At 72.4% G+C, this 21,891-nt stretch carries 23 protein-coding genes; 13 read left to right on the forward strand and 10 right to left on the reverse strand.

Annotated elements, in window-relative coordinates:
* Positions 1–19: 19 nt before the first annotated feature.
* Both ACIBNE_RS03365 and ACIBNE_RS03370 read right to left on the reverse strand, forming a co-directional pair.
* Positions 20–292, reverse strand: a complete 273-nt coding sequence (locus ACIBNE_RS03365) for a hypothetical protein (RefSeq protein WP_399270043.1) — start codon at positions 290–292, stop codon at positions 20–22.
* Positions 293–398: 106 nt separating this feature from the next.
* Complete coding sequence (locus ACIBNE_RS03370; RefSeq protein WP_399268978.1) at positions 399–998, reverse strand: class I SAM-dependent methyltransferase; 600 nt, start codon at positions 996–998, stop codon at positions 399–401.
* Positions 999–1,289: 291 nt separating this feature from the next.
* Between ACIBNE_RS03370 and ACIBNE_RS03375 the strand changes: the two genes are divergently transcribed.
* The 5 genes from ACIBNE_RS03375 (at position 1,290) to ACIBNE_RS03395 (ending at position 6,560) form a co-directional block, all read left to right on the forward strand.
* Positions 1,290–2,159: an MHYT domain-containing protein gene (locus ACIBNE_RS03375; RefSeq protein WP_399270045.1), complete on the forward strand. Its 870-nt coding sequence runs from the start codon at positions 1,290–1,292 to the stop codon at positions 2,157–2,159.
* Between the two features lie 202 nt (positions 2,160–2,361).
* Positions 2,362–4,947 (forward strand): nitrate- and nitrite sensing domain-containing protein, encoded by a 2,586-nt coding sequence (locus tag ACIBNE_RS03380; RefSeq protein ID WP_399268980.1) that lies wholly within the window; start codon positions 2,362–2,364, stop codon positions 4,945–4,947.
* The gene (locus tag ACIBNE_RS03385) at positions 4,944–5,366 is read left to right on the forward strand and encodes a roadblock/LC7 domain-containing protein (RefSeq protein WP_399268982.1); all 423 of its coding nucleotides are present in this window, start codon (positions 4,944–4,946) and stop codon (positions 5,364–5,366) included. Before ACIBNE_RS03380 ends, ACIBNE_RS03385 begins: the two co-directional genes overlap by 4 nt.
* Positions 5,363–5,788: a DUF742 domain-containing protein gene (locus tag ACIBNE_RS03390; protein WP_399268984.1), complete on the forward strand. Its 426-nt coding sequence runs from the start codon at positions 5,363–5,365 to the stop codon at positions 5,786–5,788. The genes ACIBNE_RS03385 and ACIBNE_RS03390 overlap by 4 nt, the downstream gene beginning before the upstream one ends.
* A 151-nt stretch (positions 5,789–5,939) precedes the next feature.
* A complete protein-coding gene (locus ACIBNE_RS03395; RefSeq protein ID WP_399268986.1) occupies positions 5,940–6,560 on the forward strand; it encodes a GTP-binding protein in 621 nt (206 codons plus the stop codon).
* Here the strand turns inward: ACIBNE_RS03395 and ACIBNE_RS03400 are convergent.
* The gene (locus ACIBNE_RS03400) at positions 6,557–6,985 is read right to left on the reverse strand and encodes a PPOX class F420-dependent oxidoreductase (RefSeq protein WP_399268988.1); all 429 of its coding nucleotides are present in this window, start codon (positions 6,983–6,985) and stop codon (positions 6,557–6,559) included. The two genes, ACIBNE_RS03395 and ACIBNE_RS03400, sit on opposite strands and share 4 nt — an antisense overlap.
* 138 nt (positions 6,986–7,123) lie before the next feature.
* Between ACIBNE_RS03400 and ACIBNE_RS03405 the strand changes: the two genes are divergently transcribed.
* On the forward strand, positions 7,124–7,540 hold the full coding sequence (locus tag ACIBNE_RS03405) for a roadblock/LC7 domain-containing protein (RefSeq protein WP_399268990.1): 417 nt from the start codon (positions 7,124–7,126) through the stop codon (positions 7,538–7,540).
* Between the two features lie 153 nt (positions 7,541–7,693).
* Complete coding sequence (locus ACIBNE_RS03410; RefSeq protein WP_399268992.1) at positions 7,694–8,821, forward strand: DUF6397 family protein; 1,128 nt, start codon at positions 7,694–7,696, stop codon at positions 8,819–8,821.
* A gap of 67 nt (positions 8,822–8,888) precedes the next feature.
* Here ACIBNE_RS03410 and ACIBNE_RS03415 read toward each other — a convergent pair whose 3' ends face one another.
* Positions 8,889–10,190 (reverse strand): epoxide hydrolase family protein, encoded by a 1,302-nt coding sequence (locus tag ACIBNE_RS03415; RefSeq protein ID WP_399268994.1) that lies wholly within the window; start codon positions 10,188–10,190, stop codon positions 8,889–8,891.
* 123 nt (positions 10,191–10,313) lie between these two features.
* Positions 10,314–10,856, reverse strand: coding sequence for a hypothetical protein (locus ACIBNE_RS03420; RefSeq protein ID WP_399268996.1), 543 nt, complete (start codon positions 10,854–10,856; stop codon positions 10,314–10,316).
* Between the two features lie 313 nt (positions 10,857–11,169).
* On the opposite strand from ACIBNE_RS03420, the gene ACIBNE_RS03425 reads away from it, so the two are divergent.
* The 5 genes from ACIBNE_RS03425 to ACIBNE_RS03445 all read left to right on the forward strand — a co-directional run bounded on the left by ACIBNE_RS03425 (position 11,170) and on the right by ACIBNE_RS03445 (position 17,233).
* Entirely contained in the window at positions 11,170–11,400 is a 231-nt protein-coding gene (locus ACIBNE_RS03425) for a dihydrofolate reductase family protein (protein WP_399268998.1), read from the forward strand.
* 65 nt (positions 11,401–11,465) lie between these two features.
* Entirely contained in the window at positions 11,466–12,248 is a 783-nt protein-coding gene (locus ACIBNE_RS03430; protein WP_399269000.1) for a crotonase/enoyl-CoA hydratase family protein, read from the forward strand.
* A 208-nt stretch (positions 12,249–12,456) separates the two neighbouring features.
* Complete coding sequence (locus ACIBNE_RS03435) at positions 12,457–12,672, forward strand: hypothetical protein (protein ID WP_399269002.1); 216 nt, start codon at positions 12,457–12,459, stop codon at positions 12,670–12,672.
* A gap of 296 nt (positions 12,673–12,968) precedes the next feature.
* On the forward strand, positions 12,969–13,697 hold the full coding sequence (locus ACIBNE_RS03440; protein WP_399269004.1) for an SDR family NAD(P)-dependent oxidoreductase: 729 nt from the start codon (positions 12,969–12,971) through the stop codon (positions 13,695–13,697).
* A gap of 533 nt (positions 13,698–14,230) precedes the next feature.
* Entirely contained in the window at positions 14,231–17,233 is a 3,003-nt protein-coding gene (locus ACIBNE_RS03445) for an AfsR/SARP family transcriptional regulator (protein ID WP_399269006.1), read from the forward strand.
* A 5-nt stretch (positions 17,234–17,238) separates the two neighbouring features.
* Here the strand turns inward: ACIBNE_RS03445 and ACIBNE_RS03450 are convergent, their stop codons facing one another.
* The 5 genes from ACIBNE_RS03450 to ACIBNE_RS03470 form a co-directional block, all read right to left on the reverse strand.
* Entirely contained in the window at positions 17,239–18,024 is a 786-nt protein-coding gene (locus ACIBNE_RS03450) for an aminoglycoside adenylyltransferase family protein (RefSeq protein WP_399269008.1), read from the reverse strand.
* Positions 18,025–18,134: 110 nt separating this feature from the next.
* Positions 18,135–18,680, reverse strand: a complete 546-nt coding sequence (locus tag ACIBNE_RS03455; protein WP_399269010.1) for a GNAT family N-acetyltransferase — start codon at positions 18,678–18,680, stop codon at positions 18,135–18,137.
* 10 nt (positions 18,681–18,690) lie between these two features.
* Positions 18,691–19,170, reverse strand: coding sequence for a RidA family protein (locus ACIBNE_RS03460; protein WP_399269012.1), 480 nt, complete (start codon positions 19,168–19,170; stop codon positions 18,691–18,693).
* 135 nt (positions 19,171–19,305) lie between these two features.
* Positions 19,306–19,797 carry a GNAT family N-acetyltransferase gene (locus ACIBNE_RS03465; protein WP_399269014.1) on the reverse strand — a complete coding sequence of 164 codons (492 nt, stop codon included), beginning with the start codon at positions 19,795–19,797 and terminating at the stop codon, positions 19,306–19,308.
* A gap of 21 nt (positions 19,798–19,818) precedes the next feature.
* A complete protein-coding gene (locus ACIBNE_RS03470) occupies positions 19,819–20,901 on the reverse strand; it encodes a helix-turn-helix transcriptional regulator (RefSeq protein ID WP_399269016.1) in 1,083 nt (360 codons plus the stop codon).
* Between the two features lie 101 nt (positions 20,902–21,002).
* On the opposite strand from ACIBNE_RS03470, the gene ACIBNE_RS03475 reads away from it, so the two are divergent.
* On the forward strand, positions 21,003–21,842 hold the full coding sequence (locus ACIBNE_RS03475; protein ID WP_399269018.1) for an SDR family oxidoreductase: 840 nt from the start codon (positions 21,003–21,005) through the stop codon (positions 21,840–21,842).
* The last annotated feature ends 49 nt before the right edge of the window (positions 21,843–21,891 follow it).

A 21,891-nucleotide genomic window follows, 5' to 3' on the forward strand; every position in this document is an offset into this window, starting at 1 on the left:
GTAACACCGGCGTCGAGGGTCAGACGGCGGGCAGTCCCAGCAGGTCCCTGGCCACCTTCTGCGGCGACTCGTTCCGCTCGCGGGCCAGGGAGATGACCGCACGACAGGCCAGTTCATTGATGCCGAAGACCATCGCGTTGGGATCCACCCATCCCGTCGCCTCCTCCATCCGGTCCTCGTCGTCCTCGATGCAGGCCACCACGTAGGCGGACGCCGCCTCGAAGAGGTTGTGCTGCGGATGCGGATCCCGACTCGCGGCGCGCGCCTTGGCCGATTCCCTCCACCGCTGGATTCTGGCTAACACACGGATCACCTCTTCCTGGCTCTTCTGACGGGGCGATGCTGGGCGGCGCGGCTGCCGATCTTCCAAGTCTGCACCCGCGGGGCCGGATTGGAGCTCAGCCGTCGTGGACGGCCAGCACCAGGAAACGGTCGTCCTCGTCGACGTACGAGGTCATCCGCCAGCCGGAGGCGGCGAGCAGCGGCCCCAGACGGTCCTCGGCGCGCAGATCGTCCGGGGTGATCCGACGGCCGTGCCGCGCCGCGAGAGCGGCCCTGCCGATGGGGTGGAAGAGCGCCAGCAGCCCGCCGGGCCGCACCACGCGCGCCAGCTCCCGCAGGTTCTCCTCGGGCTCGGGCAGGTGCGAGATCAGTCCGGCCCCGAACACCGCGTCCAGCACCCCCGAGCGCAGCGGCAGCCCGCTCACGTCGGCCAGGAGCAGCCGGCCGCTCAGGTGCCGCCCCGCACGTACCGCCTCCGCCAGCATCTCCGGCGTCAGGTCCGCGCCGATCACCGTGCCCTGCGGGCCGACCGCGGCGCGCAGGGCGGGCAGCGCGCGGCCCGTGCCGCAACCCGCGTCGAGCACCGAGTCCCCGGGGCGCAGACCGAGGGCGCCGACCGCCGCCGTGTACGCCGGGCCGTCGTCGGGGAAACGGCTGTCCCAGGTGGCCGCCCTGGTGCCGAAGAACTCCTGTACCTGTGTGGGGTCATCGCTCATGGCGTGATCTTCCCCCACCGAGGGGACCACGGATACGGCCCCGACGGGTCCGACGGCCCCGCGTCCGCGCTCCGCCCGCCCCGGCCCGTATCCGCACCCGTACACACCCGTACGCACCCGCATTCGGATCCACCGGCGGGCACGTTAGGCCTCGGCGCGGTCGTCCTGGGCCGTATCTCTGTCATGTTCCATCCGCTTTCGAACTGCGCCCCCGTCGCGCGCCCCCCGGCGCACTAGCGTCCCTGGGCCATGGAGCACGCCACGCAGTACGCCATGCGACACCTCGATTCCCTGGGTCACCTGGACCACGCCGCCTACGGCTGGCTCACCCCCGTCCTGTCCTACGGCATGGCTGCCGTCGGAGCGGCCCTCGGGCTGCGCTGCACGGTGCGGGCGCTCGCCGCCCAGGGCCGCTCCCGCCGCAACTGGCTGATCACGGCGGCGTCAGCGATCGGCACGGGCATCTGGACCATGCACTTCGTCGCCATGCTCGGCTTCGCCGTCGGCGGCACCGAGATCCGCTACGACGTCCCACTGACGTTACTGAGCCTGCTCGTCGCCATGCTCGTCGTCGGCGCGGGCGTCTTCGCCGTCGGATACGGGCAGGGGCGCACCCTGGCGCTGTGCCTCGGCGGACTCACCACGGGACTGGGCGTCGCCAGCATGCACTACCTGGGCATGGCCGCGCTGCGCCTGCACGGACAGGTCGAGTACGACGCCCTGCTCGTCGCGCTCTCCGTCGTCATCGCGGTGGTGGCAGCGACCGCGGCCCTATGGGCGGCGCTCAACATCGAGGCACCCTTCGCCGTCGTCGGTGCCTCCCTCGTCATGGGCGCGGCGGTGAGCAGCATGCACTACACCGGCATGCTCGCCGTCGGAGTGCGCGTCACCCCTTCGGGCAGCCCGCCGGCCGGGGCCACGGCGATGCAGTTCATCTTTCCCCTCGCCGTCGGTCTCGGCTCCTACCTCTTCCTGACAGCGGCGTTCGTCGCACTGTCGCCGACCGCGCGCGAGCGCGCCGCGTACGCACGAGCCGGACAGGACGACCGCACCGAACAGCCCGCACCGTCCGAACAGCCCGCACCGTCCGAACGGGCCCAGCAGACCGAACGAGTCCGACGGGCCGGACAGCCGGCCACCGGACCGGCCACCACTCCGTAGATCGCAGAGGCCCATGCCGATAACCCACTTCCCTCCGGACGCCGAACCACCGTCCCCTCCGGAAACCCCGGCACGCGGCCGCCGCGCACACGCCGGTCCGCGCGCACACGAACCCACTGCCCTCCCTGACCAGGGGGCGCCCCGCAGACGGGGCAGGCTGCGACCCCGCACCGTACGAGCCAAGATCATTTCGCTGCTCACGGTGCCCGTCGTCTCCCTGATCGCACTCTGGGGCTTCGCCACGGTCACCACCGCACAGGACCTCACCCGTCTCAACCGGCTGCAACGCACCGACGAGACCGTTCGAGCCCCCGTGGCGGCAGCCGTCACCGCCCTCCAGGCCGAACGCCGCGCCGCCGTGCGCCAGTCGGCTGCCCCCGGCGCGTCGAACGCCGCCGCACTCGCCCAACACACCGCACGCACCGACGAAGCACTGGCCCGACTGATGCTCGACCCCACCCACACGGTCGCCGACTCCAGCCCCCTCCCCAAGGACACCGCAGAGCGGCTCGACGACTTCCTGGCCCGTACGGAAGGGCTGCGCGCCCTGCGCGGCGAGCTGAAGCGACTGAAGTCTCGCGATGACGAATCCAGCCCGTCCCGTACGGAGCAACCGTTCCGCACGGAGCGCCCCTCCCGTGCGGAGCAGCCCTCCAGTACAGAGCAACAGGACGACGACTCCCCACAGCGCGGCGGTCCGTCGCCCGACGACACCTACGGCCAGTACACCGCCGCCGTCACAGCGGCCTTCGCGGTGACCGGATCCCTCGCCACGGAACGCGGTGCCCACGCGCGCGTGCTCGTCGACTTCGGCAGAGCGGCCGAACTCCTCTCCCGGGAGGACGCCCTGCTGTGCGCGGCAGCCCTCACCGGAACGCTGGACGGACAGCGGCTGCGTGACTTCACCGGAGCCGTGGAAGCCCGCCGGACCCTGATCGAGGCCACAGCGCCCGACCTGCCGGGCCAGGCCCGCGCCGACTGGCGGCGCCTGGCGGGACAGGACGCCCAGACACGGCTGTTGACGGCAGAGGACAAGATCCTCGCCGCGCCCGCCGGCACCCGCGCGGCACGCGCCGTACCGCCTGCCCGGTGGAACACCTCCGTGGCAGCGGTACGGGACGGCATGCGCGCGATCGAGTCCCGCGCTGCCCGCCCCTCGACCGATCCGCTGAAGGAGGCCGTCCTCGCCCCCTCCGGAGCCGCCGTGCTGCTGGGCCTCGCGGCCGTCCTGGCCTCGCTCGTGATCTCGGTGAGCATCGGTCGCACCCTCGTCGTCGAACTGGTCGAGCTGCGCAACAGTGCCCTGGAGATCGCCCGCCGCAAGCTCCCCCGCGCCATGGCCGGGCTGCGCGGCGGAAACTCCCTGGACATCGACGCGGAGGCCCCGACGGGGCCCCCGGCCCAGGACGAGGTCGGACAGGTCGGCGAGGCACTGACCACCGTCCACCGCGCGGCGCTGACCGCCGCGGCGGAGCGAGCCGAACTGGCCGACGGCGTCGCGGGCGTCTTCGTCAACCTAGCCCGCCGCAGCCAGGTACTCGTCCACCGCCAGCTCAGCCTCCTCGACTCCATGGAGCGCCGCACGGAGGACCCGAACGAACTCGGCGACCTCTTCCGCCTCGACCACCTCACCACCCGCATGCGGCGCCACGCCGAGAGCCTGATCATCCTGTCCGGCGCCGCACCGGGCCGAGCCTGGCGCCTGCCGGTGTCCCTCACCAACGTCGTACGGGCGGCCGTCTCCGAAATCGAGGACTACACGCGCGTGGAGGTGCGCCCGCTTCCGGAGAGCGCACTCGTCGGTACGGCCGTCGCCGACCTCACCCACCTCCTCGCCGAACTCATCGAGAACGCCACCCAGTTCTCCCCACCCCACACCAAGGTCCGCGTCGTCGGCGAACCCGTCGGCCACGGCTACGCCCTGGAGGTCGAGGACCGAGGGCTCGGCATGGGCGAAGAGGCCAGGGCCGCGGCCAACCACCGGATCGCGCACTCCGACGAGCTCGACCTGTTCGAAAGCGACCAGCTCGGACTGTTCGTGGTCAGCAGGCTGGCCGCGCGCCACGGTGTCAAGGTCCAGCTGCACCCGTCGCCGTACGGCGGCACGACCGCTGTCGTACTGATCCCCACCGGGCTGTTGCAGAGCGAGCCCGCCCCGACCGGACAACACCGCGCACCGCCCGCCGCGACCGCCACACCGCCGACTGCCCTCGCGCACGGCACGGCCTCTTTGAAGAGCGCAAGCCCGAACGGTGCGGCCGAGGACGGGACGGCCTTGAACAGCATCGCTTCGAATGGCATCGCTTCGAACGACACCGCCTCGAACGGCACGGATCCGAACGGTACGGCTCCGATTGCCGAAGCTTCCGATAGAGGGACCGTTCCTCCCCTCCCGCCCCTCCGTGCCGCCGCCCCGCACGTCCCGAGCCCCCGCGCCCCGTATCCGCACGGCCCTGTGCCGCGCGATCCCGCTCCACGCGGCCTCGTCCCGCCCGACGACGGCCCGGCCCCGGACCTCGGCGACCCGCTTCCGCGCCGCGTACGACAGGCCAGCCTCGCTCCCCAACTGCGCGTCGCACCAACGAAACAGGCCCCTGCCGGCCAAACGGCGTCCCCGGGCCCGTACGCCCAGGGCGGCCCACCGGCACGCACCCCGGAGCAGGCCAGGGACCGCATGACGGCCTACCGCGCGGGCTGGCTCCGGGGCGCCGCCCTCGCGCCACCTCCCCGCAGCGCCGACGGTCCGGGCGGCGACGCCGACGCGGCCGATGAAGGAGACCGGACATGACCGACCACCCGAGGACCACCACCGCCCAGCGCCCAGGCGACCTCGACTGGCTCCTGGACGACCTAGTGGCACGTGCCACGGAAGTCCGGCACGCGGTCGTGCTCTCCAACGACGGGCTGGCCGTCGGAGCCTCCGCGGGACTGGGCCGCGAGAACGCCGAACACCTGGCGGCCGTCGCGTCCGGCTTCCACAGCCTCGCCAAAGGGGCGGGACGACACTTCGACGCGGGCGACGTACGGCAGACGCTGGTGGAGATGGACGACGGCCTCCTGTTCGTCGCCGCCGCGGGAGACGGGTCCTGCCTGGCGGTACTGACCACGATCGCCGCCGACATCGGCCTGGTCGCGTACGAGATGGCACGCCTCGTCAAACGGGTGGGCGAGCATCTGTACACCGCGCCCAGACGGCCGGGCGCATGACCGTCCCCACGGACGGAACGGCAGGCGGGAACGGTACGGAAGGCACCCGCTGGTACGACGCGGACGCGGGCCCGCTGGTCCGCCCGTACGCCATGACGGGCGGCCGCACCGGAGCGGGGCCGGGACAAACGCGGTTCGACCTGATCGCGCTCGTCTCCCCCGACCTGTCCCAGTCGCGGGGACGCGCGGAGGAGTCACTGCTCGGCCCCGAGCACCGCACCCTACTGGCACTGTGCAGGGCGGAGACGCGTTCCGTCGCCGAACTCGCCGCCGACGCGGACCTGCCGGTGGGAGTCGTACGGGTCCTTCTCGGGGATCTGTCGGAAGCGCGGTACGTCACCGTCAACCGCCCCGTACCACCAGCCGCACTGCCCGACGTGAGGATCCTGCGAGAAGTGATAGCAGGACTGCGGGCGCTGTAACCGCCAGGGCGCCGCAGAGAAGTTTCGGACACACCGAACGGTGACCCCCTTGCCACGCAGTACCCGATACCGGTGCCATGCCGACGCGATCCGAGCTGACACGACCCGAGCCGACACGATCCGATCAGTCGCCGACAGGAAGAAGTGATCGATGAGTTCCGAACGAGCAGAGGGCACGGACGTGGACAGCACCCCGCTCGCGCTGAAGATACTCGTCGCCGGAGGGTTCGGCGTCGGCAAGACCACCCTGGTCGGATCGGTCAGCGAGATCCGTCCGCTGCGCACCGAGGAACTGCTCAGCGAGGCCGGAGAGCGCGTCGACGACACCGGGGGAGTCGACCAGAAGACCACGACCACGGTCGCCATGGACTTCGGCCGGATCACCATCCGGTCGGGCCTCTCCCTCTACCTCTTCGGCACACCGGGACAGGACCGCTTCTGGTTCCTGTGGGACGAACTGGCCCAGGGCGCGCTCGGCGCGGTCGTCCTCGCGGACACCCGCCGCCTCGGCGACTGCTTCCCGGCGGTCGACTACTTCGAGCACCGGCGGATTCCGTTCGTGGTCGCCGTCAACTGCTTCCCCGGCGTGCGCACTTACGGCACCCAGGAAGTCTCACGGGCCCTGGACCTCGACCAGGGGACCCCCGTCGTGCTGTGCGACGCACGGGACCGCGATTCGGGAAAGGAAGTACTCATCAGGCTCGTCGAGTACGCCGGACGGATACACACCGCCCGGCTCCTCGACACCTTCGAAGACCCCGACAACGACTAGTCGGCCACGTCGGCCATGGCCAGGACCTTCTCGACGCGGACGCGCACCAGCAGCTCGCCGGGCACACCGTTGCGCTTCCCGAACTCCTCCGCCCGGTCCTCGCCCATGTACCGTCCGCCGATCCGCGCCGCCCACCGCACCAGCTCGGCAGGGTCCTCACTGATCTCGACGCGCCCGTGCACCACCACGAAGGAGAACGGCGGCCGGTCGTCGTCCACACAGAGCGCCACCCGGCCGTCCCGCAGGAGGTTGCGGCCCTTCACGGTCTCCTTGCCGGTGTTGAACACCAGGTCGTCGCCGTCCAGCACGAACCAGATCGGCGCCACGTGCGGGCTTCCGTCGGCCTTCACCGTCGCCAGCTTGCCCGTGCGCGTGCCCTCCGAGAGGAAGGCCCGCCACTCGTCATGCGTCATTTTCTTCGCCATGCGCCCATCATCCGCCGCCGATGCCCTGGCCACGGCGCGACTCCCCGAAGCGGAGGACGGGTTGCCCGTACGCGGACAGTAAGGAAGGGTGGCCGTTACGCGGGGTGCGGGGAACGTATGAAGCGGGGAGGACGGCACGTGGCTCTGGACAAAGGACTCGACTGGCTCCTGGACGACCTGACCAGGAGGGTCGAACACATACGGCACGCGATCGTGCTGTCCAACGACGGCTTGGTGACCGGGGCGAGCACGGGGCTGGCACGCGAGGACGCGGAGCACCTCGCGGCGGTCTCGTCAGGACTGCACAGCCTCGCCCGGGGATCGGGACGTCACTTCCACGCCGGCCGGGCGCGGCAGACGATGGTGGAGTTCGACGACGCGATGCTCTTCGTCACCGCGGCGGGCGACGGCAGTTGCCTCTGTGTGTTGAGTGCGGCCGAGGCCGACGTCGGCCAGGTCGCGTACGAGATGACTCTGCTCGTCAACCGCGTCGGCGAACACCTCGGCGTCGCCGCTCGGAACCCGGGCAGCAACGCCTCCGTCAACGGATTCTGAGCACGGTCCAGCGCGGCCCGGAAACATTCCGACAAGGCCTCTGAACTGGGATTTCCCTGTCGGGAACAAGGTTATCCACAGGCTTGAGCGGGATTCGCCCCGGCGGGCTACGGTCTTCACACAGCGTATTCGTGACGCACGGGGGAGACCGTCATGACCGAATCGGACAACAGCCGTACCCTGGCGCAGGGCCGCGCCGCCGCGGAACTTGCATTGAAGCGCGGCGAATTCGAGCTCGCCGTTCAGCTGGGACACATCCGCACCGCGGCCGTGGCCGGGCGCGGGACCAAACGCCGCGTGCCGTGCGAGGAAGTGGAGCGGCTGCGCGCGGACCCGGGCTTCCCCGAAGCCCTCCGCCGGCGCGTGAGGACGGTGGGAACGACGGACGGGGCCCGACTCATCGGAGTCGGCCCGGACCGCTTCACCCGGCTGGCCAGGGCCGGATACTTCACACCGGTCCGCTTCTATCTGAACAGGTACCGAGCCGTCGTCTGGCTCTATCTGGCCGAGGAGCTGAAGGACTTCGCCGCCCGCGAACCCGACCTTCTGACGGGCCGGGCCCCGGAGGAGATGCGCAAGGTGCTCGCCCAGGGCGGTGACTGGCGGGCGCGCAACTGGCGGGGACGCAGGGTCGGCCGACTGCTCGGCCAGACCGACGACCCCTGGGAGCGCGCGGCGATCATTGGGGCCGTCCTGAAGCCCGAAGCGGTCCAGGAGGCCGTACCGGATCCGCACGAGAGGAGCCTGCTGCACCGGCTGCGCCCCTCCCTGGCCCAGGTCCGCCCCGAGTCACTGGCCGCACAGGACGTCGTGGAACAGCTCGTCCGGGCGCACGACCCGGACGAAGTCCTGTGGCAACGCCTCAACTTCGCGCAGGCCCTGGCCGAGGCGCGGGTGAAGAATCCCGTGGCGCAACGTCCCGCGGGCGGACGGGGACACGGGCAGTTGAGCCTGCTGGCCCGGCTGGGACTCGGCCGGCTCAGGCGAGGAGCCAAGCGCGCCTCGGTGATCTCCGCCCGGCGCGCCGCGGGCAATGCCCCCGAAGGACCCGGACGGAACGACACCGGGCCAGGGACCGGACCTGAGGGCGGGACGACGAGTCACCGGGACGGACACCGGACGAGGAGCACGAGCCGAGGACGGGAGGCATCCCAGGGACGCGAGGTGAGCGGCAGGGGCCGGGGCGGCCTTCGAAACGGGAGCCGTGGTCCAGCGGTCGGCAGGGCGCAGGGCAGGACCACGGGCCGGGAAGCGACACCGGGGCAGGGCTGGAGCTGGTGACGGGCAGAACGCCGAAAGAGCCGAAAGGGAAGCGGGATCCGCCCGGCCGGATATCCGCAGGCCCGCGTCAGCCTCCGAGGCTCGCGTAGGGATAGGGAGGGGCGGTGGGCAGTTCGGCGAAGAACGTACGGATGTCGGAGACCAGAGCTTCGGGTTGCTCCATCGCCGCGAAGTGTCCGCCCCGCTCGTACCGCGTCCACCGGACGATGTTGTTGGTCCGTTCGGCGATGTGCCGCAGGGGGATGAAGTTGTCGCGGGGGAAGTCGGCGAGCGCGGTCGGCGTCCGGGAAGGCTCGGGCGGCTCGCCCCAGTAGTCCGCGTGGGCCCGCTCGTAGTAGATGCGGGCGGACGACCCGGCCGTGCCGGTCAGCCAGTACAGCATCACGTTGGTGAGCAGGTGGTCGCGGTCGACGGCGTCCTCGGGCCGCTCGGTCGAGTCCGTCCACTCCTTGAACTTCTCGGCGATCCAGGCGAGCTGACCGACCGGGGAGTCGGTCAGGCCGTAGGCGAGGGTCTGCGGGCGGGTGGACTGAAGGTCCGCGTACCCCTGCTTGTCACGCTGCCACTGGCGCATCCGCTCCCACGACGCGACCGTACGGTCCCGCTCCGCAGGACTCAGACCTGCCAGCTCCTCGGCGGTGGGCTCCTGTACCGCGCCCGCTCCGGGAAGCAGATTGAGGTGAACGCCGATGACACGATCGGGCAGGGCACGACCCAGTTCGCGGGAGATCGCCGCGCCCCAGTCGCCGCCCTGCACGCCGTACCGCTCGTACCCAAGGCGCCGCATCAGCTCGGCGAACGCCTTCGACACCCGTTTGAACTCCCAGCCCGTCTCCCGGGTGGGACCGGAGAGACCGAAGCCGGGAATGCTCGGGAGCACCAGATGGAACGCCTGGGAGGGGTCGCCGCCGTGGCCCCTGGGGTCGGTGAGCGGTCCCACCACGTGGGCGAACTCCGCGAACGAGCCGGGCCAGCCGTGCGTCATGAGGAGCGGGGTCGCGTCCGGTTCGGGCGAGCGGATGTGCGCGAAGTGCACGTTCGCGCCGTCGATCGTGGTGGTGAACTGCGGCCATTCGTTCAGCGCGGCTTCGGCGGCGCGCCAGTCGTACTCGTGCCGCCAGTGGTGCACGAGCTCTTGGAGGTAGCCGAGCGGAACGCCGTAAGACCAGCCGACGCCGGGCAGCTCGTCGGGCCAGCGGGTGCGGTCGAGACGATCGTTGAGATCGTCCAGGTCGCACTGGGGGACCGCGATGCGAAAGGGCCGGACGGCAGTCGCGTCGGGCTCCGAAACCGACAGCGCCACGGGCGGGGGCGGCTGCGGGGACAGGGGCAAGGACGGGGGCGGGGGCGAGGACGGGGATCCAGTCATGGAGTCCGACGCTACGGCGCGGAGTGGATCATCGTCCATGGGGATTTGAGCACGGGGTGGCGGCGGGGGCGGAGGGGGCGGGGAGGGCGGGGAGGGAGGGGGAGGGGGGAGGGGCCCCGTGGTTCAGTTCTGGCTCGTCGCCTTGAAGCCTCGCCGCTTGGCCGTCGCCTGGACGTAGGGCACATGGGTGGGGCACGTCTCGATCACGGCGACCCGTTCCCCGGCGGAGTCCGTGAGGAGCATGTGGTGTGCGGCCGCGGGGACCTGGCCGTACCGGTCCCGCATTCCGCGCCCGACGCACACCTCGCACTCGGTGTACGACCCCGGGGGCAGCGGCGGGGCGGTCACCTCCACCGTGATCTCCCGGATCACCTCGACGACTTCGACCCGGGTCATCGCGGCCCGCTGGGCCGCCATCACTTCCTCCAGCGGCACCTCGGGCTCCGGAACCGTCCAGCGGGCCTCGATCTTCTCGATCGCCGCGGAGGCCATCAGCCGCTCCTGGGGCGGCAGCGCGAGACGGCGGCGGCGCTCGGCGTTGGCCGCGGCGTTGCGTTCGTTCTCCGCGCGCCGCTGGGCCTTGAGCGCCTTCTTCGCCTGGAGCTCGGCTCGGCGCTGGTCGAGGGTGTCCTGGGCGGCTTCCTGGGTGCTCTCAGAGATCGGCATGGTCGCGATCCTGACCGAACGGGAAGGTGTGCGGGGCGTATTGGAACGGTGGGCACCCAAAAGGGTGATGGTGCCGATTCGGTGCGCTGGAGCGTGTCCGGCCGGTCGGCCGATGAGTTCCGGCGCGTACGGAGGTCACCATCCGCGGAACCGTCGGCGGTCGGCGGACCGGTGCGGTCGTATCCGAGGAGACCCATGGTCAAGCTCATCTACTCGATGTTCACCTCGCTCGACGGCTGTGCCGAGGCGGCGGAGGGCGACCTCGGTACCGGGGCGGAGGACCAGGATCGAGCGGACCTTCGATCCGGACGCGGTGCGCGAGCTCAAGGCCGAGGCGGAGCGCGACCTCACCGTCGACGGTCCGAACCTCGCGGCCCAGGCGATCAGGGCCGGTCTGGTGGACGAGTACCACCTGTTCATCACCACGAGCTTGGTCGGCGGCGGCAAGCGCTTCTTCCCCGACGGTGTGCGCCTCGACCTCGAACTGGTCGACCAGCGCGCCTTCGCCGGCGGGCTGATCTACGCCCACTACCGGACCCGCTGAACCGCACAGCTCGCTCCCGCGGAACGACCACGGGCGCGTGGTGCCACGCCCTAGCATCGGGCGCCATGGGAACCGAGACGGTACGGGTGAGCCGCGAGGGTGCGGTCACCACGGTGGAACTGCACAGGCCCGAGGTCCGCAACGCCGTGGACCGCGAGACGGCGGCGGCGCTGGCCGAGGCGTTCCGGGCGTTCGACGCCGACGACGGGGCGGCGGTCGCGGTGCTGCACGGTGCGGGCGGCGCGTTCTGCGCGGGCGCCGATCTCAAGGCGATCAGCGAGGGCCGGGGCAACCGGGTGGACCGGGAGGGCGACGGTCCGATGGGGGTGACGAGGATGCGCCTCACCAAGCCGGTCGTCGCGGCGGTGAGCGGGCACGCCGTGGCGGGCGGGCTTGAGCTGGCGCTCTGGGCGGACCTGAGGGTGGCCGACGAGAGCGCGGTCTTCGGAGTGTTCTGCCGCCGGTGGGGCGTCCCGCTCATCGATGGCGGCACGGTGCGGCTGCCCCGGCTGATCGGCACCAGCGTGGCCATGGACATGATCCTCACCGGGAGGCCGGTCGACGCGGCGGAGGCGCTGCGCATCGGTCTCGCCAACAGGGTGGTGCCCACCGGCCGGGCCCTGGCGGCGGCGCGGGAGCTCGCGGCGGAGATCGCCGGGTTCCCGCAGCGCTGCCTGCGGGAGGACCGGCTGTCGGTGCTGGAGCAGGAGGGCATGACGGAGGAGGCCGCGCTGGCCAACGAGTTCGAGCACGGCGCGGTGTCGTTGACGACCGAAACGGTGGCGGGCGCGGCGAGGTTCGCTGCGGGGGCGGGGCGACACGGCGCATTCGGCGAGCGGGAAACGTGAGGGCGGGGCGGGGTGGGCGACGGCCCGTTTGAGACCTGTCAGGGGTCACTGCCCTGAAACTCTGGGGTTTCCAGTGGAAAACCTTCACTGCACGGTTCAATGAGACGATTGAGGCCAGGGAATGCGCGGAGGGCCTGGTGGGTCCTTCCTGCTTTCCGAAGGTCGGGAATTTCTCGGCAGCGGAAACGGAAGCGAAGGACGGATAGGGATGAAGTTCGTGCTGGAAATCGAGATGGACGGTACGGCCCTGGCTGCCGAACCCGCCGCCGAATTGGGAAGGATCCTTCGCTACTGGGGTGGAAACCTGGGTCATTACGATCTGAAGCCCGGTACGGGTGAGGCGGTTTACGACTCCCAGTACCAAGAGGTCGGCAAGTGGGTCGTGCGCACCGGAAATCAGACGATGGAAGATGATGGAAGGTGACTCAAAGGCGCCTTGCTGAGGATGCGCGGAGCGGCAGAGGCTGCTGCCGTATACGTTCTGTATGCGATGCGCCACGCCAGTCGCAGGGTGCGCATCAACGGGGGGTAGCTATTTCTGCCGAAGAGAGCACGCGAGCTGCCGGAATCAATGCGAAACCGGTTTCCCCTGCGGAGATCCCGAATCCCCGTGCGGAGATCCCGAAATCCTCGCGCGGGAACGATCCGAACAGCTCGGGCTGAGCCGTGGCGCGGACTCCGAACACACCGGGCACGCCCGACGGGGGGCGGGCCCCGAGAGTGCTGGTCACGGGTGGCGCGTCGGGCATCGGCGCGGCGGTCGCACACCGCTTCCGGCAGGACGGCGCCCGGGTCGCCGTACTCGACCGGGACCGGGTCGGCCTCGAACGGGCCGCGAAGCTGGACCTCGCGCCCCACCTCCTGCTGCCGGGCGACGTGTCGGACGCCGGGCAGGTGGCGCGGGCCTTCGACGCGCTCGACGACGTGTGGGGCGGCATCGACGTGCTGTGCAACAGCGCGGACGTCAGTGTCCGCCAGGCGTTCCTCGACGCCACGCCCGAGGCCTGGCGCGAAACCCTGGAGGTGAACCTCACCGGAACCTTCCTGGTCGCCCAGCAGGCGGCCCGGCGCATGGTGCGCGGCAACGGCGGCGCGATCGTCAACATCGCGTCCGTGGGCGGGCTCGTCGGCATCCCGAACTACGCGGGCCACAACGTCAGCAAGGCCGCCGTCATCGAACTCACCAAGACCATGGCGCTGGAACTGGCTCCTGCGGTCCGGGTCAACGCCGTCTGCCCCGGCTACGTACTGACGCCGTTGCAGCGTGCCGAGTACGCCGAGGCGGCGCTGGCGGAGTGCGCGGCAAAGGTCCCGCTGCGACGGCTCGCCGACCCCGCCGAGATCGCCTCGGCCGTCGCCTACCTCGCCTCGCCCGCGGGTGCCTTCGTCACCGGCCACTCGTTCGTGATCGACGGCGGCGAGACCGCAGGCGGCCTGGCGAGCTCCTGATCCCCTCGAAGCCGTCGGCGGGCGCGGCGCGGACGACACGGCCGGAGTACTCGGGGCCGGCCGCACCGCCGGTGCCGGAACAGCTGGAGATCTTCATCACTCACCTGTCGCCGCTGGAGCGGATCGCGGAGGCCTTCGAAGCGCGGTCCTCGTACGCCCGTGGGGGGAACGCCGACCGTCCTTGGTCTGGGCTTTACCCGCAGTTCGCGTCCGGGGGCGCCCCGCCGAGCCGCCCGCGCGCCCGGCCCTGGGGCGCGTACCGCCCGTAACTCGCGCTCCGTGGGCGCCACTCGGCCAGCGGCGAGTACGGCTCCGGCCGCCGCGACGGACCCCTGACCGGCGCGCCGCCGTGACGACGGCGGAACTAATCAGCCAATCTGCTTGGTGTCAAGTGGGCGGCTCTGCCCGAACGAACACCATCGGCTTGCCCATCCATACAATGTGCCAGGCCGATGCAAGGGCCAACAGGGCAGACATCGGCGCGGGGGCCGACAGGGGACATGTGGACGGGGACAGCGGAGAGCGCGGGAGACATGCACGCAACTGACCTTGGCTACACCCTGCTGGGGCCGGTACGGGTCCTGCGCGGCGACGCGAGCGTCCCGCTCAGCCCCCAGCAGCAGGCCGTCCTCGCCATGCTCCTCGGCCGACGCGGCCGGCCCGTCTCCACCGGGGAACTCGTCGACGGGATATGGGGCGCGGCCGCCCCCCGGCGCGCCCTTTCCACGCTCCAGACCCAGATCGGCGAACTGCGCCGCAAACTGGAGCCGGACCGCCCGCCGCGCACCCCGGCCCGCGTCCTGCGCTCCGAGCACGGTGGCTATCTGCTCAAGCCCGCCGACGGCTCCTTCGACGTCGCGCTCCACGAGGAACTGGTGGCGCGCGCCGACCGCAGTGCCGCCGACGGCGACCCGCGCGCCGCGCGCCGACAGCTCGACGAAGCACTCGGCCTCTGGCACGGACAGCCGCTCGCGGGCGTCCCAGGGCCGTACGCGGAAGGACTGCGCGCCACGCTCGCCGAGAGCAGGCTCGCCGCCCTGGAGACCCGCTTCGGCCTGGACCTGGCGCTCGGCGCGCACGCCGAGGCCGTTCCCGGACTGAGCGTCCTCGTCGCCGAGCACCCGCTGCGCGAAGGGCTCCAGGCCCACCTCATGCTGGCCCTGTACCGCAGCGGGCGGCAGGCCGAAGCCCTCGCCGTCTACGCCGACGTACGGCGGCTGCTCGCCGACGAGCTCGGCGTCGAGCCGGGCCCCGCCCTCACCGAGCTGCACCTGCGCGTCCTGCACGCCGACCCGGTGCTCGGCCACGACGCGGCACGCGCCCCCGCCCCGCGCGCCGCCGGACCCGGCCAGGGGCGGAACACCGGCGCCTGGCTCACCGGCGAGCCGGGCAGGCTGCCCGTCCCCGCCCAACTTCCCGCACCGCCCGCCGACTTCACCGGCCGCGACGAGAGCAGCACCCGACTGCTCGCGGCCCTCGACGGCGACGCGCCCCACGTCGTCCTCTCCGCCGTGTCCGGCATCGGCGGCGTCGGCAAGACCGCTCTCGCCCTGCACACCGGACACCAGGTGCGCGGCCGCTACCCCGACGGACAGCTGCACGCCGACCTGCTCGGCGCTTCGGCGGCTCCCGCCGAACCCTCCGAGGTCCTGGCGAGGTTCCTGCGCGCGCTCGGCGCGGGCCCCGTACCGGAGGGCCTGGAGGAGCGGGCCGCGCTGTACCGCTCCGCGCTCGCCGGACGCCGCGTCCTCGTCGTGCTCGACAACGCCGCCGACGAACGGCAGGTCGCCCCGCTGCTGCCGTCCACACCCGGCTGCGCGGCCCTGGTGACCAGCCGCACCAAGCTCCTTTCGCTGCCCGTGCGCAGCATCGAACTCGATGTGTTCACCCAGGCCGAGGCCCTGGAACTGCTCGGCCGCATGATCGGCCAGGAGCGCGTCGAGGCCGAGCCGGACGCCGCGGCCGAACTGATCGCGGCCTGCGGTCACCTCCCGCTCGCGGTACGGATCGTGGGCGCCCGCCTCGCCCAGCGGCCCGGCTGGACCATCGCCGACCTCGCGGGCCGCCTCGCCGACGAGCGACGCAGGCTCGACCAGCTGAAAGTGGGTGACCTGGCCGTCGAGGCGTCGTTTCAACTCAGCTACGACCAGCTGACGCCCGAACTCGCCCGGGTCTTCCGGCTGCTGGCCGTCCCCGAGGGACCGCTGGTCTCCGTCGAGAAGGCCGCCGCCGTGCTGGACCGCGCCGAGCACGAGACCCTCGACATGCTGGAACAGCTCGTCGACGCGGGCCTGCTGGAATCGCACGGCGCCCGCCACTACCGCTGCCACGACCTGCTGCGGCTCTTCGCACGGGCGCGCTCCGCGCAGACCGAGACGCCCGCCGAACTGGACGCGGCGCTCGGCCGGCTGGTCGACTACAGCCTCGCCACCGTCAGCGGCGCCTACCGACTGGCCCGCCCCGGCTGCGCCGTACCGCACGCCCTGGCCCGTACCAAGGCCGCCGGTACCCCCTTCAGCAGTGCCGCGGCCGGACAGGAGTGGGTGCGCGAGGAGTTCGACGCCGTGCTCTCCGTGCTCCGCCGGGCCGCCGAACGGCCGGGCATGCCGATCGGCCCCGCCGCCGACCTGCTGCTGGCCCTCGACCCGTTCGGCGAGAGCGACTTCCTGTGGCCCCGGCTCAACGGCCCCGCGGCCGCCATCGCGCAGGCGGCCGTCGAACGCAGCGACAGCCCGGCCCAGATCCGGGCCCGCTACATGCTGGCGGGCGGGCTCTGGCAGGTCGGCCGCGTCGAGGACGGCGCGGCCGAGGTCCGCACCGCGCTGGAGCTGAGCCGCGCCACGGGCGACGAGGCGGTGCTGGGGCAACTCCTCAACGTACGGGCGCTGCTGGAGTACGACGATCCGGCGCTCGCCCTCGCGCTGCTGCGCGAGAGCACCGCGGTCCACATCAGGCGGGGCAACCTCTGGGGCGAGCTGGAGTCACTGAACAACACGGCGGGCCCCCTGCGGGAGCTCGGGCGGGGCGACGAGGCACTGGCCCTGCTGGCGGACGCCCTCCGGCGGGCGGAACCCCTCGGCTGGACCGTCGTGCGCGTCTACCTCCAGCAGGGCCACGCCCGCACCCTCGGCGCGCTCGGCCGCCACGAGGAGGCGCTGGAGAGCTACACCGAGGCGCTGGAGGGCTGCCGGGCGATCGGTTCGGAGTTCCTGGAACTGATGGTCGAGCTGCGCACCGGCATCACCGAGTGCGAGCTGGGCGGGTACGCGGAGGCGGCGGCGCACCTCGAACGGAGCCTGGCGGGCGCGCGCATCCTCGGCCACGAGCCGCTTCAGGCGATGGCGCTCGGTGCGCTCGGCCGGGCCCTCACGGGGCTGGGGCGGACGGAGCGCGCCGAGGCGTGCGCACTGGCCGCGCGGGAGATCCGTGTACGGCTGGGGCTGCCGGTCGAGCAGGAGACGAAGGCGGCCGAGCTGGCTCCAGGGGAACCCGGAGAGCCCGGAGTATTCGGAGAAGCGGTCCCCGAGGAGCGGTAGCCGCCTCAGGGGTGCTTCGTCGCCTCGCGGATCTCCGCGACCACGTGCTCGGCGTGCGGCAGCACCGCGGGAGCGAGCCGTTCCCAGGACTCCAGCGCCTCTCCCCGGTAGACGTCGCGCGCGTGGACCAGTACCGCGCGGTGCTCGTCGGGGAGCCGTTCCAGGGCCCAGTCAGCCGCCGCGTCCTTGGACCTGATCCCGCCGGTCACCAAGGTCGACCAGACACGGGCCAGCGTCAGCAGCACGTTGCGGGTGTCCCACTCCAGCTCCGCCAGCAGCTCAGGCACCCCCGCAACGATCGCCCGGCGCAGTTCGTCGGGCGGGACCGGGGCGAACACCTCGCCGGGCGGCGGTCCGGTCAGCGGGCTGTCGCCCCGCAGCACCATCGTGATCAGCGGCGCCAGGTCGTCGCTCGGCCCCGGCGCCGCGGCCCCGCCGCGCTCGAACTCCTCGCGCAGCCACTCCCCGTACAGGAAGTCGCAGTGCGGCGCGGAACGCCACGGCCGTACGTCGTGCTGGGCCACCACGCACAGCTCGACGGGGCGCGGGCCGTCGGGCGAGGTGCTGGAGACCGCGAGCAGGCCCGTCGTGAGCGCCGCGCGCTCGGCGTCCGTGATGCGCCGCCGTACGGCCACGAGCACGTCGATGTCGCTGTGCGGCCGCAGTCCGCCGAAGGTCGCCGAGCCGTGCCGGTACATGCCGATGACGGCGGGACCCAGTGCCCCCTCGACGACGCGTACGACGCGCCCGGTCTGTTCGGCGTCCCGTCCGGCCCGATCGACGTGCCGCACCGGATCCTCTCCGGGCCGGTTCGCGTGCCGCACCGGATCCTCTTCCGGCCGGTCCGCATACCGCTCCGGATCCCGCCCCGTGCCCCGCGCTTCCGGAGCCGATGCCGTGCTCATCGCTTGAGGTCGGCGGCGAGCGCCGCGTACACGCACTCGGTGCCCCAGCGGTCGCCGTCCAGGTCGTTCTCCACGAAGCGGGCTTCGAGGCGCATGCCCAGGCGCTCGCAGATCCGCGCCGACGCGGTGTTCTCGGCGTCTAGCCGGGCGAAGACACGATGTGCGTGCAGCTCGTCGAAGGCGGCGACGGCCAAGGCGCGGGCCGCCTCGGTCGCGTACCCCCGCCCGGCGTACACGGGGTTGAAGACCCAGCCGATCTCCACCTGGCGGGCGCGGGCGCTCGCCAGCTTCAGCACCACCTCGCCGACCACGCCCGGCTCGTCCCGCGGGCACACCGCGAGGACCAGCACCTCGCCGTCGGTCTGCCACGTCCCGTTCGCCGTCACGCGCTCCTCGATGACCTCCGCGCAGCGCTCGGGCGTGTAGGGCGGGCGATAGAGGTACTTCGCGACCTCGGGCAGGCTCTGGTACGCGTACAGGTCGTCCGCGTCCTCCTGGCGGAACGGGCGCAGGGTGAGACGGTCGGTGGAGAGCAGCAGCACGGTGGGCCCTTCAGTTGTCGGAGGGTGCGGGGCTTTCGGGGGAGGCGGCGGGGGACCGGGCCGGGTCGGGCAGTACGGCGGCCGCCTCGACCTCGACGAGCTGCCCGTCGTAGCCGAGCACGGTCACGCCGAGCAGGGTGCTGGGGGCGTCGTGCGCGCCCATGTACGAGCGGTACACCTGCCACGCCGCAGCCAGGTCGGCCCGGTCCGACGAGGCCACGTACACCGTGGTCCTGACGACGTCGGTGAGCGCGGCGCCCGCGGCGTCCAGTGCGGAGATCAGGTTGCGCATCACCTGGTGGGTCTGGCCCGCGTAGTCGCCGATCGCGACCGTGTTGCCCTCGGTGTCCAAGGGGCAGGCGCCCGCCGTCCAGACGGTGCGGAGGGGAGTGTCGGCGGTGGCGGCGTAGGCGTACTCCACGTGCTGGGTGAGCCGTTCGTCGCGGATCAGTGTGACTCCTCCGAGGGGCGGCGTCTTCGACACGGACATCGGGGCCTCCTTCGGGGCGCGGACACGCGCCCATGATCCGTACGGTTCCCGCGGCGGTCAAAGGGATTTGCGCGGCGGGATCCGTGACGGGGCGCGAGCCGGAGAGGGGCGGGAGCGGCGGCTCCCGCCGAGCCCTCACGCGCTGTCGGCACCGCCGTCGATACGGAGCTCCCCGACCGTCTCGTCGCCGCTCGTCTCGCCGGTCGGGCGGAAACCCAGGCCCAGGTAGAAGCCCTCGGGGCCCTCGTCGCCCGGCTCCCAGGTGACGGTGACCCGGTCGCCGCCCCTGCGGCGGACCTCCTCGATGACCTCCTGGACCGCGAAGCGGCCGTACCCCCGGCCCTGTTCGCCCGCCGCGATGTTCAGCCGCCACACGCCGGAGCGGATGTCGGTGCCGGTGCCGTCGCCCGCGAAGTCGATGTCGAGGAACGCCATCACGAAGCCGACCGCGCGGTCCCCGTCGACGATGAGGCGCGGCCAGGCGACGTCGCCGTGTGCGTACGCCTCGGCGAGGGACCGCACGACCGGATCGACCAGGTGTTCCTGGTCGGGGCGGACCTCGATGGCGGTCGCGGTGTCGAGGTTGGCCGGGGTGATCGGCTCCAGGCGGAGTGTCGTGCTGCTCATGGACGAACCATAAAGCGCGGGTCAAGCTGGTTTACGCGGCTCGGGGACGGGGCCGTAGAGAGCGGTCAGCGCGGCGGCGGTCTCCGCGAGGGCGGCGCGTGCTCCCGGCGGGTGCAGGACCTCCACCCGGGCACCGAGACCGGCGAGCTGGGCGGCCACGACCTCGGGCGAAGGACCGTCCAGCTCGATCCGGATCCGGTCGTCCGGCGCGGCGGGTTCGCGCGGGGCGATGCGCAGGCGGCCGCCGAACAGCCGCCTCAGCAGCGGTTCCGCGTCCGCGTCGGCGACCGCACGGACCGTGACCGCCGCCATCCGCTCCTCCATCCGCGCCGCCAGCGCCCGCCACGCCGTTGCGAGGTCGAAGCCCTCCGGCCGCACCACCGGCTCGCCCGTCGCGGCGACCGACGTCACGCGGCTGAGGCGGTACGTCCGCAACCCGGCGGCTGCCCCCTCACCCGCCTCGGCGGCTGTCCCCTTGCCCCTCCCGGCTGCCCCCTCGTCCGTTCCCGCGGCGGCTCCGCCGTCCGTCCCGTCGTCGTTGGCCTCGTCCGTCCCTGCGACCAGGTACCACGCGCCCGCCTTCGAGGCGAGGCCGAGCGGATGGACGGTCCGCTCGCGTGCGGGTCTGCCCGGCCGGGCGTACCCGAGCCTGATCCGCACCCCGGTCACCACCGCCCGCTGGACCGCACCGAGCCACGGCTCGTCGGCCGAGACCGCCGTGCGCGACCAGTCCAGGCCGTCCACCACGCCCGCCTCGGACGCCGCCTTGGCGTCGTCGCGCAGTGGAGCCGGCAGCGCGCGCACCAGTTTGCGCAGCGCCGTCCGCGACGCCGGAGTCGTGGACGAGGGGCCCGCCAGCAGGAACAGGGAGCGGATCTCGTCGGCGGTCAGCCCGGTCAGGTTGGTGCGCGCGCCGCCGACGAGCGACCAGCCGCCGCCCCGGCCGCGCTGCGAGTAGACGGGCACGCCCGCCAGGGCGAGTGCCTCCAGGTCACGGCGGGCGGTGCGGACCGACACCTCCAGTTCCGCGGCGACCTCGGCCACGGTCACCCGCCCGCGCTCTTGCAGGAACAGCAGCGTCGCCACCAGACGGTCAGCTTTCATGACGGACATTCTTCTGCGAAAAGTGGCCAGAAGGTGGCCTGTTTGGCCGTGAGAGTGGTGACAGCCAACAACGGACGACCCACCTCAGAACGGAGCACCACATGATCGTCGTAACGGGAGCCACCGGAAACGTCGGCAGGACCCTCGTGGCGGAACTCGCAGCGGCGGGCGAGCGGGTGACGGCCGTGTCGCGCCGCCCTTCGGACGCGCCGCGACAGCCGGGCGTACGTCACCACTCCGCCGATCTCACCGCGCCCGAGAGCCTGCTGCCCGCCCTCGAAGGGGCCGACGCGCTCTACCTCCTCGTCGCAGGGGCGGGCGACGGGACGGACCCGGGCGCGATCCTCGACGCGGCCAAGAGGGCGGGCGTACGGCGGGTCGTGCTCCAGTCCTCGCAACTCGCCGGAACCCGCCCGCGGTCCGCGTCCCACGACCACCTGCGGGAGTTCGAGGCGGCCGTACGGGAGTCGGGGGCCGAGTGGACCGTGCTGCGGCCCGCGGGTTTCGCCACGAACGCCTTCGCCTGGGTGCCGGGCGTGCGCGAACAGCGCACGGTCGCCGCGCCGTTCGGGGACGTCGGACTGCCGGTCGTCGACCCCGCCGACATCGCGGCTGTCGCGGCCCGGGTGCTGCGCGGGGCGGGACACACGGGCCGCACGTACGAACTGACCGGGCCCGCGCCCGTCACGCCGCGCGAACAGGCACGGGCCATCGGAGAGGCGCTGGGCGAGCCGGTGCGGTTCGCCCAGCTGACCCGTGACGAGGCGCGGGCGGTGCTGTCGCGCTTCATGCCGGACGTGGTGGTGGAGGGCACGCTGTCCGTGCTCGGCGAGCCGTCGGAAGCGGAGCGGCGGGTGAGCCCCGACACGGAGCGGGTGCTTGGCCGGGCGCCCGGCAGCTTCGCGGCGTGGGCGGCGCGGAACAGGGAGGTGTTCGCCTGACCGGAGGGAGGTGCGGTTCGCGCTCTCCCCGAGGCCCGGTCAGTCCGGG

The organism is Streptomyces sp. NPDC050504, assembly GCF_044458065.1.
GTDB lineage: Bacteria > Actinomycetota > Actinomycetes > Streptomycetales > Streptomycetaceae > Streptomyces.

Excerpts from the sequence above, each read along its gene's own strand:
- ACIBNE_RS03395 (WP_399268986.1), top strand. The coding sequence starts at position 5,940 with ATGAGTTCCGAACGAGCAGAGGGCACGGACGTGGACAGCACCCCGCTC.
- ACIBNE_RS03430 (WP_399269000.1), top strand. The coding sequence starts at position 11,466 with ATGGGAACCGAGACGGTACGGGTGAGCCGCGAGGGTGCGGTCACCACG.
- ACIBNE_RS03435 (WP_399269002.1), top strand. The coding sequence starts at position 12,457 with ATGAAGTTCGTGCTGGAAATCGAGATGGACGGTACGGCCCTGGCTGCC.
- ACIBNE_RS03410 (WP_399268992.1), top strand. The coding sequence starts at position 7,694 with ATGACCGAATCGGACAACAGCCGTACCCTGGCGCAGGGCCGCGCCGCC.
- ACIBNE_RS03370 (WP_399268978.1), bottom strand. The coding sequence starts at position 998 with ATGAGCGATGACCCCACACAGGTACAGGAGTTCTTCGGCACCAGGGCG.
- ACIBNE_RS03475 (WP_399269018.1), top strand. The coding sequence starts at position 21,003 with ATGATCGTCGTAACGGGAGCCACCGGAAACGTCGGCAGGACCCTCGTG.
- ACIBNE_RS03445 (WP_399269006.1), top strand. The coding sequence starts at position 14,231 with ATGCACGCAACTGACCTTGGCTACACCCTGCTGGGGCCGGTACGGGTC.
- ACIBNE_RS03415 (WP_399268994.1), bottom strand. The coding sequence starts at position 10,190 with ATGACTGGATCCCCGTCCTCGCCCCCGCCCCCGTCCTTGCCCCTGTCC.
- ACIBNE_RS03420 (WP_399268996.1), bottom strand. The coding sequence starts at position 10,856 with ATGCCGATCTCTGAGAGCACCCAGGAAGCCGCCCAGGACACCCTCGAC.
- ACIBNE_RS03460 (WP_399269012.1), bottom strand. The coding sequence starts at position 19,170 with ATGTCCGTGTCGAAGACGCCGCCCCTCGGAGGAGTCACACTGATCCGC.
- ACIBNE_RS03390 (WP_399268984.1), top strand. The coding sequence starts at position 5,363 with ATGACCGTCCCCACGGACGGAACGGCAGGCGGGAACGGTACGGAAGGC.
- ACIBNE_RS03385 (WP_399268982.1), top strand. The coding sequence starts at position 4,944 with ATGACCGACCACCCGAGGACCACCACCGCCCAGCGCCCAGGCGACCTC.
- ACIBNE_RS03465 (WP_399269014.1), bottom strand. The coding sequence starts at position 19,797 with ATGAGCAGCACGACACTCCGCCTGGAGCCGATCACCCCGGCCAACCTC.
- ACIBNE_RS03470 (WP_399269016.1), bottom strand. The coding sequence starts at position 20,901 with ATGAAAGCTGACCGTCTGGTGGCGACGCTGCTGTTCCTGCAAGAGCGC.
- ACIBNE_RS03400 (WP_399268988.1), bottom strand. The coding sequence starts at position 6,985 with ATGGCGAAGAAAATGACGCATGACGAGTGGCGGGCCTTCCTCTCGGAG.